Here is a 13270-nt window from a genome sequence, read left to right as displayed (position 1 = left end):
GTACCTACACACAACAAATGCTTATAACTTCATGAAAACGAGTGCGTTCGAAACGGCTTTTGTGCGGGTTCCCATTGCCGGTTTTGCCGCCATTGAAAACCCCGACTGGTCGAAGCTCCGCCGGGAAATGAGCAATCCGGCTTTTCTGGAAGCGCTGTACATTGCGTCACCCGCGTTGTACGAAGAAGCCATCCAGTTGGATTTCAGTCGTCAGCCCGACGAAAAATCACGCCGGGTGCTGTACTCCCTAATCAAGTATTTGTCCCGTTACGCAACCCGTTGCACGCCGTTCGGACTTTTCAGCGGTTTTGCCACGGCGCCCATCGTATCGACCCGTACCGATGTACGTATAGCAGACACCGGTAATCTGAAACGGATGGTTCGGCTCGACATGAATTACCTGTGCGCGCTGGCGCAGGATCTGGAAAAACACCCCGATGTAAAACCGCATCTGCGTTTTTTTCCGAATTCCAGCCTGTACGAAATTAACGATCAATACCGGTACGTGACGTATCGCTACGAAAACGGCCGGCGGATTCACCACCTCAGCAGTGCCGATCAAAGCGAATACCTGACCAACGTACTGGAAATCAGCAAAACCGGTGCCCGGATCGACACCCTGACTGCGGCTTTAACCGATGATGAAATTACCGAAGAAGACGCCGAAAATTTCGTCGAATCGGTCATCGAAGCGCAGTTGCTGGTGAGCGAACTGGAGCCTTCGCTGACGGGCGAAAATTTTCTAACCCAACTTCTGACCATTCTGCACACGATTGGCAGCCAGCACCCTTCTGTCGAATTAGCGCATATTGTTGGGCTTTTGCAGGAGGTTCAAGTTGATCTGAAAACCCTTGAAAGTGGAAAGCACGAGACTTCAATCGAACAACTCAATCAGGTTGAGCAAAAGCTGAGCCGCCTGTCTACCCCTTTCGACCGCAAGGTTCTCTTTCAGATCGACACGTATTTACCCACGCTCTCCGGCCAGTTGAACCGGGGACTTCTCAATAAATTAATTGCCAAAATTCCAGCGCTCCTCAAGCTGTCGCCCAGCAGTAGTGGGGCGCTGGATGATTTTCGCAACCGGTTTTCCGCGCAATACGAAGACGAAGAAATCCCGCTGGTGGTCGCGCTCGATCCCGAAATTGGCATTGGTTTTCCGGCCAACCGCGACCAATTCGACGATTCTCCGCTGGTAGACGGCGTAGCAGCCGGTCCGGCGGCTTCGACCAAAAAAACCTGGACGCTGGCACCCGAGCAATCTTTTCTGTTTCAGAAAATTGCGGAAGCTCAACTCAATCATACCCAGCAGATTACCATTACAGAAGAAGACCTCGCCCAACTTAACCAGCCCCAGACGAAGTTACCACCAACGAACGCCGTCCTGCTTTCGGTGATTCGCGAAAATGGCCGCGAAACGATGATTCTGGACAGTTTCGGAGGTACTACCGGCACGTCGTTACTCGGTCGTTTCGGGCATACCGACGCTAAGGTGCTCGACCTGATCCAGCAAATCAGTGAAGCCGAAGACGCGATTCGGCCCGACGTTATTTTTGCCGACATCATTCATTTGCCCGAAGCCCGCACCGGCAACATCATCATCCGGCCCCAACTGAAAAACTACCAGATTCCGTATCTGGGCAAAGCATCGGTCGATGCCGAACACCAGATTCCAGTCACCGATCTGATGATTCGGGTGCAGGGCGACCGCGTGGTGTTGCGGTCGAAATCGCTCAACAAAATCATCGTTCCCCAGCTTTCGAACGCCCACAATTACGCCCAGCACAACTCGCTGGATGTCTACCACTTTCTCTGTGCGCTGCAACACCAGTCGATCCGGCCCTGGCTGGGTATTTCGATGGGGGCGGCCAGTTCGGTTTTTGTGTTTCTGCCCCGCATCGTGCTGGATAACATCGTTCTGGCCGAAGCCCGCTGGAATTGCCGTGCGCAGCAGGTCAAACCGCTGGTTACGGCGTTTAAGAAGGCGGACTGGGCGGGTTTGAAAACCGGGATTGAACGCTGGCGTGAGCAATACCGGATTCCCCGGCACATTTGTCTGCTGGATCATGACAACGAATTGTACATCGATCTGGAAAATCCGTGGCTGGTTGAAACGTTCGTCAACGAGATCAAATCGCAGGACCAGTTTCAGATCAAGGAGTTTCTGCACCGGGCTGACAACGCCGTGGTTCAGTCGCCCACGAGCTGGCACTCGAATCAGTTCATCGTGGCTTTTAAAAATGAGCCGGAGGTGGCCCGAATTTCCCAAACCGCTCCCGTGGACGAACCGGCAGCGACGGTTTCGCGCAAATTTTTCGCCGGTTCGGAATGGCTTTATTACAAGATTTATACCGGTATTAAAACCGCCGATGCCATCCTGACCAACGTGCTATATCCGCTGGCCGACCGGTTTGAAAAGCAGGGCTGGACGGACAAATTTTTCTTTATTCGCTACGGCGATCCGCAGCTTCACATCCGGTTTCGGGTCCATCTCACCAACCCGGTTTTTCTGGGCACGGTGATTCAGGAATTGCACGACGCGCTGTTGCCTTTTCTGGCGAAAAATATCATCACCGCCATTGTTAACGATACTTACAACCGCGAACTGGAACGCTACGGCCGCCATTCCATCGACGCCGTCGAGAACTATTTCCATCTTGACAGTCAGACCATTCTGCAATTTCTGAGTATGATCGAAGGGTCGGAAGGCGAAGAATGCCGCTGGCGTTTCGGCATGAAACTGATCGACACGCTGTTGAACGAGTTCGGTTTTGATCTGAAACAGAAACTGGATTTTACGGAAGAAAAAACCGCTCAGTTCGGGAAAGAATTTGGGTATAATTCGGTGCTGAAAAAGCAACTGGACAGCCGCTATAAGGAAATCGAAACCGCTATCGGCGAGTTGTGGGACGAAACCAACGACGACCATCGGTTCTTCTACGACCTGAACCGCCAACGCCGGGAAACGCTACAGCCGTTTATACAAACCATCGCGCAACTGGCTAATCAGGGTAAACTGGAAGTGCCGCTGTTCTCATTGTTGAGCAGTCTGATTCACATGACGACCAACCGGCTGTTCCGCACCCGGCAGCGGTTTGTGGAATATTCGCTCTATTACCATCTCCATAAATACTATCGGGCCGCGTACGGTCGGGCCGCGTACGGACGCACGGTTCTGGCGAAGAAAACCGCCCTGCTCGAAGCCGTAACCTTTTAGCCCTGAAACCGATGAAGAACGTTTTGAAATCCATCTTCGGAGGAAAAATGAGCCCTTATGCGCTGACAGACCGGTTTCCGCACCTCGACCAGAGCGCCGGAATGGACTGCGGCCCCACCTGTCTGGCGATGGTTTTCCGGCATTACGGTTCGGCGGATGTACGCCATCAACTGACCAAACTGGCCGAAGTCAATACCGAAGGCAGCAGTTTGTACGACCTGATGGAAGTTTCGGAAAGTTTCGGTTTCCAGGCGGAAGGCTACGAACTGGATTATCCGTATTTGCAGAAAATTCAACTGCCGTGCATCGCCCACTACGAAGGCCAGCATTTTGTGGTTATTTACGAAGCAACGGACACGTATGTTCGGGTGGCCGACCCGGCGTTTGGCAAAGCCCGGTATTCGAAGGAAGAATTCTGCAATAAGTGGAGCGGCATTGTGCTGGAACTGAAACCGACGCCGAAATTCTACGAAAGCACCGAACTGACGGAGGCCGTTCAGGAACACAAGGTCAGAAAAGCATCGGTTTTCCGGCAATTGTATTTCCCGATTCTGAAGGAAGGCAAGCGTGTGCTGGCTGAGATTTTCCTGTTTTCGCTGATCCTGGAACTGGTCGGGCTAGTGTTACCGCTGTTTACGCAAACCATGCTCGACAACGTGCTGATCAACCAGAATAAAAAGCTGCTGGTGGGGATTCTGGCCGGTCTGATGCTGGTTTTTGTCGTGCAGGTGGTCCTGACTTACGGGCGCAGCATGCTGATGATGCACTACCGGTTTCGCTTCGAAACGGAGTTCATGGGGAAGTTTTTCGAGCGGCTGATTTCGCTGAAACAGAAGTATTACGACAGCCGCAAACGCGAAGAATTCATGTCGCGGTTTCAGGAGGGAATCGGCATCCGGGCGCTGACCAACCCAATCATCATCCAGCAGTTTCTGGACGTGTTTTTCATGCTGATCTACTTCCCGATTCTGTTCAGTTTCAACACCCAACTGGCGACCATTGCGCTCGTCTGTTTCGTGGCCTACGGACTGACGACGGTGTATTTCATTCCGGTTATCAAAAACCTGCGCTCGAAAGTTTACCACAAAAATCAGGCGTCGCTGGGCGGTTTTCTGGATACGGTTTTAGGCATAAAAACCGTCAAGCTGCTGTCGCTCGAAAAATACAAGCTGGTTCGCTGGAAACAACTGCACCGCGAATCGATCAACTCGGTAATGGCCGACGAGGAAAAGCAGATTTTGATCAATTCGATCCAGCGATTGATCTTCATTTTCAGCCAGATAGCAGTGTATTGGGTGGGTGCCTACCAGATTTTTACGGGCGAACTGACCATTGGGCAATACATGGCGTTTACGGCCATTTTCATGATTCTGATGAACTCCATCAACAGCGTCAGTATGTTGTGGATGATGGTGACGCAATTGAGTGTCAGTTTCGGGAAAGTAAACGAAATTTTTCTGGAAGACGAAGAAGCCGCCGACGTGCAGAAGCAGGTTTCCCGGTTTTCGGGGAAGTTGATCCGGTTCAACAACGTGTCGTTCCGCTACCAGCAAAAAGACGCTAAATATGTCCTGAAAAACCTGAATTGCGAAATCCGGCAGGGCGAGCGCATCGGGATTGTGGGTCGAAACGGAACGGGAAAATCCACCTTCGTCAAACTCCTGATGAACCTCTATCCCGACTACGAAGGCCAGATTTTCTGCGACGACGCCGAACTGCGGACCATTCACCCGAAAACGCTGCGGAAACACGTTCATCTCTTTCCTCAGGATACCTACGTTTTCAACGATACCATCAAGGAAAACATCCGCTGTGCCAACCTGTCGGCGTCGATGGACCGCATTGCGGAAGCCGCTCAACTGGCGGATTTGCACCAGTTTGTAAAGTCGAACCACCTGGGTTACAACCACATGATCGGCAGTTTTGGCAGCAATTTGTCGGGCGGACAGGTGCTGAAAATCGGTTTTGCGCGGCTTTTCGTCGCCGACCAACCCGACATTATCATTCTGGACGAAGCCAGCAGCGCGCTGGATGTGGAAACCGAACGCCGGATTCTGAACAACATTTACGAGCGGTTTAAAGGAAAAACCATCATCTCGATTGCGCACCGGCTGAACACGCTCAAAAACGTAGACCGGATTCTGGTCTTCGACGAAGGCACCATTGCCGAACAGGGAAGCCACGGTGAACTAATTGATAAACAAGGCCTTTACTACGATTTCATCAAAACGTATATCGACTATTAACCCATGAATTCGCTTTTAGCAGAACTGGAAGTAACCCAGTACGAGAATTTATACCACGTCGATGATGCGCCGATTGCCGACGTGCGTCAGCGGATTTTGAGCCGCCTGGGCTGGTTTGCCGTTATTCTGACCCTGGTTGGTGCGGGCATGGCTTTCGTGATTCGGTTTCCGGATATGATCGCGGTTCCGTTCGTGGTCAAATCCGAAGTAGCCGAAGACATGTACCGGTTTCCCTCGACGATTTACGTGGAAAAAACCTTCGTCAAACCGGGTCAAACCGTAGTGGCCGGAACGCCTTTGCTCGAAGTAAGCGCCCCGGATGTGGCCGCGCTCGTGAGTGATTTCTCCTCCGCCAACACGGCCGTCAGTCAGTACGAGAAATACCGCACGGTTTCGGCCGATAAGGAACGCCAGATCATTGCGCTGACGGCGGCCCAGATTCGCGAAGATATTCGGTTGAAGGAAACCCAGATCGAGGTGCAAAAAGCCAAATGGGCGTCGGAACTGATCAAGCTGAAGTTCGAGCAGGACGACGCGCAGCGCATTTTCAAAATCAATCAGGAGTTGTACCGCACCGGCGACATCAGCAAAAACGACCTCAATAACTACGAAGCCACGCTCCTGCGGGCGCAGGCGGCTTACCAAAGCGGTACGCAGAATTTCGGACACGAAGAACGTTCGTTGCGCCAGCAGATCGAGACCAAACGACTGGAAATGCTGAGCCTGGAAAAACAGTTAACGAAGAAAGAAACCGACTTTCGGGGCGAAGGTGCCCAACTCCGTAGTTCGCTGGATGCCGTTCACCAACGCATCGAGGGGCGGTTTGGCAAATTTGAAATAACGCCTAGTAACCACCTGATTCTGAAAGCGGAGCGGGCCGGTACGGTTTCGTTCGTGTTCGACGGCGAAAAAGAGGCCGCACCCGGCACGATGGTTCTTAAAATGATTTATCAGGATGCACCGCTTTACGCGTATACTCAAGTCAATTCGTCGCGTATCGGACAGGTAAAAGTTGGGCAGCCGGTGGTGTTGAAACTGGATGCTTACCCGGTTTATGAATGGGGAACCGTGCGCGGGCAGGTGAGTCAGGTTTCGATCACGCCCGACGAAAAGGGATTGTTCAATGTTCAGGTACACCTCACCGATTTTCAGCGGCTCGCCAAACGCGTCCGGATCGGGATGCAGGGCCATTGCAACATCATTTTTGACGAACGGACCCTGTACGAGTACACATTCCGGAACTTCAAAAAAGTAGCGTCCCAGATGACGGAATAAGTCAACATACACACCCATGAACCAGCTTTTGATCGATACTCCCACCCGTCTGGAAACGGAACTCCACCGGATTTATGAACTGATTGCATCCGAGCCCATTGCCGGGAATTTCTCCCTGTTATCGGGGCAGGTCGGCTATGCGGTTTTTGAGAGTTACTACCAGCGTCATTTCGGATTAACCGACACCAGCCGCGTCTGGGAACGGCTCGGCGCGGGTATGGACGCTATCCAATCCGGCGAGGTGGACCACACCTTTGCCGGTGGTATTTCGGGCATTGCCTGGGGTTTTCTACACCTGCACAACCACGGTTTTCTGGCCGACGGTTCGGATAATCCGCACGAAATCGTGGCCGCGCTCGACGAACCGCTTTTTCTGTTGTCGATGGAGGATCTGTATGCCGGAAGTTTCGATTACCTGCACGGCGGTTTGGGAGCCTGTCTGTATTTTCTGGAACGTCCGCGAACGCCCGAAATCGTCTATTATTTGACGGAAATCGTCAATCAGCTCGAAAAAATTGCCATCAAAAAAATTGACGGATCGATGACCTGGTATTTCCGGAATTTCGACCAGCCGAACGATCGCTCGGTTTCGTATAACCTGGGGTTGTCGCACGGAACGGCCAGCATTGTCGCCCTGCTGAGTTTACTGTATCAACATGGGTATGCACAATCCGCATGCGCCCGGCTGATCGAAGGCGGTTTGCAGTGGCTGTGGAGTGTTCGGAACGAGAACCATCCGGTGGTTTTTCCCCGGCAGTTGTTTGACGACCAGCCGCGCAACGAGTTCAGCCGGATGGCGTGGTGTTACGGCGATTTAGGGATTGCCCACACGTTTCAACTGGCGGGCGAAATCCTTAAAAATAACCGCTGGAAGCAGATTGCGGAACAAACCATGCTGAAAGCCGCCACCCGCCGAACCCGCAAAGAAACACTGGTGTCCGATACGGCATTTTGCCACGGTTCGGGCGGTATCGGTCACCTGTTTTCAAAATTCGCGCACTCACAGCCGAACCCGGTTTTTGACGAAACCGCCCGGTTCTGGTTACAGGTTACGCTCGATCAGGAACTGCCGCCAATGGAAAAAGACGGTTCACACCCCGCCATTCCGCTTTCAACCCGTGGCGACCTGAGTTTTCTGGATGGTGAAGCCAGTGTGGGGATGATTTTACTCTCGCAACTCGGCGCGGATAATGCCTGGGAGCGGGCGTTTCTGATGCGGTAGACACTGGTTTATGTACTTCTAACGCAAGTGCCGCTGACCGGAAAATCCAGTCTGCTAAAAAGGCGAATACATCCCGCACCCATCGCCTATCAATCACCAATTCCCTCGTCTTGTTTTCTGTCACCAGGAAACAGGCCATTTGGCAGACAAGCAACCCATCTAATTCGATCTGCACTTTTTTACTAAATAACGGCGGGGACCATCCCCGCCGTCGGTTCGTCATTCTGCGATCGATAATCAATTATTTCGCCGGATACTGCGTCAGTTTCTTCATCAAATCCAGCTCTGCCGTCGGTACGGGCCAGTATTCGTGCTGCCCTTTTACGAAGCCTTTTTTCTTCAGTTTTTCTTCCAGTTGTCCCCAGCGGGCCAGATCATAAAACCGGTGACCTTCGTACACCAGCTCGACCCGGCGCTCATTCTGAATGATGGTTCGCAGACTGGCTTGATTCGTTTCCGTTACATTAGCCACTTTGGCCCGCGCCCGAACCTGATTCAGCGACGCCAGCGCATCCGCCGAACGACCCAGCTCATTAAGAGCTTCGGCATGGTTCAGCAGCACTTCGGCATACCGGATAATCGGGTAGTTGACGTCAAAATTATCGACCTGCGCCATGATCTTTCCGTCGGGTAAAAACTTGCGGACGTTGGCGTTATTGAAATACTGCGTGCGCATCGGTAAGGTTGGGAACACCTTGGGGCCGGTTCCGTCCACGTCGATCGAGTCGGCGGGAGAAGCCCCCATAATCATGACCGATTTCCGACGGATGTCGCCGGGCACAAACAGCGTTTTGGACTCCTCGCTCGGCGTATACCAGTTGGCCCAGCCAATCGTGGGGCTCCACATGGCAGCAATCGAGTTTTCGGATGCATCGTTAAAATAACCCGGTGAAAAGCCGACAGACTGAAAATCCATCAACGATTCGGAACTGTTTTCCGCCTTTCCATTAAACAGCGAGATGTAATTGGGAACCAGCCGATATTGACCCAATGCAATAACTTTCTGGGCCATATCGGCAGCTTCCTGCCATTTTTTCTCGTACAGATAAATCCGGCCCAGAAAACCCATGGCCGCTCCTTTCGTGACACGTCCAACCGGGTTGCTGGCGGTGGCCAATAAATCCGGGATAGCCGCATTCATGTCGTCCTCGATCTGCTTGTAAATGACGGCTTTATCCGTCCGGGCGAGGTCAGCATATTCGGGTTGCGTCAATACTTTGGTAAAAAATGGCACGTCGCCAAAGGTAATGACCAGGTTCCAGTAATAAACCGCGCGCAAAAACCGGGCTTCGGCCAGGTATTGCTTTTTCAGCGTTTCGTCCATCGTCACGGGCGGTACTTTCTCCAGAAACGTATTGGCCCGAAAAATGCCTTTATAAGCATCGTACCAGCGTGCTTTGGAGAATGGATTATCGGGGAACCAGCGGAAATCACTGGCATTTTTGAAGTGAAATCCGTAGTCGCCGGTATCACCGGTTTTTTCGTCGATGTCGTCGGATGGGCAACTCCCCAGCACGAAAACCGATTCCCGGTAAATGCCTTTCTGACCAATGACGTCGTACACCGCCGTCAGTGCCTGCTCGACGTCTTTGGTGTTCTTGAAAAAGTTTTCCTCCGAAACGCCGTTCGTAAATTCTTTGGTAATGAAGTCTTCTTTACAGCCGATCACAAGAAAGGCTGCCAAAAAGAGAGTTAATATGCTGTATTTCATGACTTTAAATGATTGATGTTATATAGAGAAAAGAAGTAAGAGCAGAGAAGAAAGAACAGGTCGTTTTTCTTTATTCTAGCGTCTCACGTCTGATAGCTAAAAATCCAGTTTTAAACCGAGTGATGACGTGCGTGCCTGAGGATACAGGTCATTGTAAATACCGGCGCGGGCGCTGTTGTTATCGTCGAGCCCCACTTCCGGATCAACACCACTGAACTTGGTGAGAACGAACGCGTTCTGCACGGCGATGTATACCCGCGCATTGCTCACGCCCAGTTTCTTCAGCCCCGCTCCCTTGATCGAATAGCCCAACTGGATATTTTTCAGCCGCAAATACGACCCGTTTTCCACCAGGTGACTGGCCACGCGGCTGTTCAGATTCGGGTCCGACAGAATGGGCCGCGGAATGCTGTTGCTCGTTCCCTCTCCGTGCCAGGCGTTGACTACCGACTCGACTTTGTTCCAGGCCCGGCCGGAACTTTCGATGCTCGTCCGGTTCAGGTTCAAAATGTCATTGCCGCTCACGCCGAAAAATTGAAGACTCAGATCGAAGTTCTTATAACTCGCGTCTCCGCCAAAACCGTACGTAAATTTGGGGGTCGGATTCCCGATAATCGTCTTGTCGGATTCGTTGATTTTTCCGTCGCCGTTCAAATCTTTGTACTTAAAATCGCCCGGCGCGGTTCCGGCGGCCTGGTAGGGCGTGGCCGCATTGCCATCAATGGCATTGGCTGCGGCAACGGCTTCCTGCGTCTGGAAAAGACCTTCTGAAATCAGACCGTAATAAACGCCCAGCGGCTGGCCTTCCCGAATAATGGTGATGGCACCCGAACCCGGATAGGTCAATCCAATGATGTCGGTGCTGCCGCCCAGCGAAACCACTTTGTTGTTATAGGTAGTCAGGTTTCCACTCAGGTTATAACGAACCGCTCCCACCGAACTCCGGTAGCCGAGGTTGAATTCAAGCCCTTTGTTGGTCAGACTACCGACATTCCGAACGGTGCTCTGCAAACCGGAAACACCCGGCAAAATCAGCGTCAGCAGCATGTCGGTGCGGGTCCGGTTGAAATATTCCGCCGAGAAACTCAGTTTGTTGTTGAACAACCCGGATTCCAGACCAATGTTGTATTCCGTCACGGTTTCCCATTTGATTTCGGGATTGCCCAAATCGGCCAGAGCCGCTCCAATGGACGACTGCCCGGTCTGGTTGCCGAATGCGTAGTTAAAACCGCTGCCAACCCGCGCCAGATACCGGAAGTTACCGATGGCATCCGACCCAACCTGTCCCCAGCCCGCGCGCAATTTCAGGTCGCTGACAATGTTGTTTTTGGGAAAGAAGGCTTCTTCCGAAATCCGCCAGCCACCGGATACGGAGGGAAAAACGCCGTATTTTTTGTTGGCTCCAAATTTCGACGAACCGTCCTGCCGAACGTTCACCGTCAGCAAATACCGGTCGGCATAACTGTAGGCAACCCGTCCGAAAACCGATGCCAGCGATTCCTGACTCGAGCCCGTGCTGGTGTTGATCGACTTTGCGCCCTGACTGGTAATTTCCTGAAATGCATCGGTGTCGTACGACGCACTCTGATTGGCGTTACGCCCGCGGTAATCCAGCGCGGTGGTCCCGACCAGAAAATTCAGGTTGTGTTTGCCAAAATCGCGGGTGTAGGTCAGCGTGTTTTCCCACGTCCACTGATGCCCCAGCGACGAACCGGCGTTCACGTTCGACAACCCCGCCGAATTGAGCAAACCGGCCGTCCAGATCGGGTTGAAGGTGTAACTGGAACCATTGCCGACGTTTGCCGAAAAACTGGTTCGGAAAATCAGCCGTTTGATCGGTTCGTATTCGGCGTACAAATTTCCGATGACGTTGTATTCTTCGTTGTCGATTTTGGGACGAAGCTGGTCAAAAACCGGATTCGACGGGCGTTCAAACCGGCTGTCGGTCGGTCCCGCAAAACTGCCATCGGCATTGTAAACCGGCATGGTCGGCAATGTCTGGTAAATGTTCGTAAACACCCCGCCGATGAACTGCCGGTTTCCCGCCCCATTGTCCCGGCGGTTGACCCGCGAAATGGACAGGCTGTTCCCGATTTTGACTTTATCCGAAATCTGATTGTCGGTATTGACCCGTACCGACATCCGTTCAAACCAGGTGCGGATCATCATCCCGTCGTTGGTAAAATAGTTAGCCGAAACAAAGTATTTATTTTTGGCTCCGCCACCCGCAATCGAAAACTGGTATTCCGAAATTTTGCCGGGCCGCATCATCTCCTTGATCCAGTTGGTGCCTTCGCCCAGCGTGGTCGGGTCGGCAAAGGGAGCGGGTTGTCCGGCTGCGGTAAAGGCTGCATTCATATTCTGGCCGAACTGCGTCGCATTCATCGGATTGGGTAATTTGCGGGTCGGATTCTGAATCCCGTGGTAGGTGGTCAGGCTCAGGCGGGGCGTTCCGGAATTGCCGCGTTTGGTCGTAATCAATACGACGCCGTTGGCCGCCCGGGTTCCGTAAATGGCCGTCGAAGCCGCATCTTTCAGAATATCAATAGATTCAATATCGTTGGAGTTGATCGTCGCCAGCGGATTCGAGTTTTCACTGTCGCCCGCGCCAATCTGTACCCCGTCGATAATGTAAAGCGGGTTACTGTTGTTGATAGCTCCGACACCGCGAATCCGCACGCTGATCCCGCCACCGGGCTGTCCGCCGTTAGTAGTTACATACACCCCCGGAACTTTACCCTGCAGCGCATTTTCAAAACTCGGCGACTGCACTTTCGTAATGTCCGTGGCTTTGATCGAAACAATCGAACCGGTTACGTTGCTTTTCTTCTGCTCGCCGTAGCCCACCACCACCACTTCGTTCAGGGCTTTGTTGTCTTCCACCAACGTCAGATTGAGGGTACTTTGCCCACCTACCGTCAACTCCTGCGAGACGTAGCCGACATAACTAAACACCAGAATGGCTTTGCTGTCCGGCACAACGACCCGGTATTGTCCCTGCGAATCGGTCGTCGTCCCCCGCGAAGTGCCTTTGATCAGCACACTGACGCCGGGCAACCCCTCTCCTTTCCCGTCACTGACTTTGCCGGAAATGGGAATTTCAGCCACCATTCCGTCGGTGGATAAAGCTGGCAAAAAGCTCTCTGGCGGTCCGGTATGGCTTTCCTGACGCAGAATGATGGTTTTGCCCGACACTTCGTACGTGGCTCCGAGCGGTTTTAGTAAATCAGCAAGCACTTTTTCCAGATGCTGGTCGGCGGCTTCGTAGGTGAGTTTGTGCCGCGACCGGATCAGCCGGGAACTGTACACAAACTGCACATCGGCCTGCTGCTCAATCTGTTGAAAGATACGCCTGACTTCCAGTTGTTTTACCCGAATCGTCACTTTACGACTGAGCAGATCCTGCGCCTTGCCGTCAATCGCAAAAGCCGTTCCCAAACCCCAGATTACCAGTAATATCGGTAAAAGTCCTATTCGCATAATCGTCCAGGGAGACAGGGTTCGCTTGAGTAAGAATTCTTTCATACATTTGAAGGGTTTTGGTTGAATTGAAACATTCGGCAAAATCATCCCCAAACCCCGATCTTCCGGATCAGTTGCGG

Annotated in this window: 6 protein-coding genes; 4 read left to right on the top strand and 2 right to left on the bottom strand. The window is 52.5% G+C overall.

The window, feature by feature from the left end:
• Positions 1-31 precede the first annotated feature (31 nt).
• The 4 genes from EHT25_RS32400 to EHT25_RS32385 are packed head-to-tail and all read left to right on the top strand — an operon-like array spanning position 32 to position 7957.
• On the top strand, positions 32-3214 hold the full coding sequence (locus tag EHT25_RS32400; protein ID WP_124879610.1) for a lantibiotic dehydratase: 3183 nt from the start codon (positions 32-34) through the stop codon (positions 3212-3214).
• Between the two features lie 11 nt (positions 3215-3225).
• Complete coding sequence (locus EHT25_RS32395) at positions 3226-5460, top strand: peptidase domain-containing ABC transporter (RefSeq protein WP_124879609.1); 2235 nt, start codon at positions 3226-3228, stop codon at positions 5458-5460.
• Between the two features lie 3 nt (positions 5461-5463).
• Positions 5464-6735, top strand: coding sequence for an HlyD family secretion protein (locus EHT25_RS32390; RefSeq protein ID WP_124879608.1), 1272 nt, complete (start codon positions 5464-5466; stop codon positions 6733-6735).
• 16 nt (positions 6736-6751) lie between these two features.
• Complete coding sequence (locus tag EHT25_RS32385) at positions 6752-7957, top strand: lanthionine synthetase C family protein (RefSeq protein WP_124879607.1); 1206 nt, start codon at positions 6752-6754, stop codon at positions 7955-7957.
• Positions 7958-8198: 241 nt separating this feature from the next.
• On the opposite strand, the gene EHT25_RS32380 is transcribed toward EHT25_RS32385, so the two are convergent.
• Complete coding sequence (locus EHT25_RS32380; RefSeq protein ID WP_124879606.1) at positions 8199-9668, bottom strand: RagB/SusD family nutrient uptake outer membrane protein; 1470 nt, start codon at positions 9666-9668, stop codon at positions 8199-8201.
• 96 nt (positions 9669-9764) lie between these two features.
• Positions 9765-13193 carry a TonB-dependent receptor gene (locus EHT25_RS32375; protein WP_185731561.1) on the bottom strand — a complete coding sequence of 1143 codons (3429 nt, stop codon included), beginning with the start codon at positions 13191-13193 and terminating at the stop codon, positions 9765-9767.
• Positions 13194-13270: the final 77 nt, after the last annotated feature.

Origin of the sequence: Larkinella rosea (genome assembly GCF_003858635.1) — a bacterium.
Lineage (GTDB): Bacteria > Bacteroidota > Bacteroidia > Cytophagales > Spirosomataceae > Larkinella > Larkinella rosea.
The sequence above is the reverse complement of the archived record's forward strand: the minus strand, read 5'-3'. Positions and strand labels throughout refer to the sequence as shown.

Excerpts from the sequence above, each read along its gene's own strand:
- EHT25_RS32395 (WP_124879609.1), top strand. The coding sequence starts at position 3,226 with ATGAAGAACGTTTTGAAATCCATCTTCGGAGGAAAAATGAGCCCTTAT.
- EHT25_RS32400 (WP_124879610.1), top strand. The coding sequence starts at position 32 with ATGAAAACGAGTGCGTTCGAAACGGCTTTTGTGCGGGTTCCCATTGCC.
- EHT25_RS32380 (WP_124879606.1), bottom strand. The coding sequence starts at position 9,668 with ATGAAATACAGCATATTAACTCTCTTTTTGGCAGCCTTTCTTGTGATC.
- EHT25_RS32390 (WP_124879608.1), top strand. The coding sequence starts at position 5,464 with ATGAATTCGCTTTTAGCAGAACTGGAAGTAACCCAGTACGAGAATTTA.
- EHT25_RS32385 (WP_124879607.1), top strand. The coding sequence starts at position 6,752 with ATGAACCAGCTTTTGATCGATACTCCCACCCGTCTGGAAACGGAACTC.
- EHT25_RS32375 (WP_185731561.1), bottom strand. The coding sequence starts at position 13,193 with ATGAAAGAATTCTTACTCAAGCGAACCCTGTCTCCCTGGACGATTATG.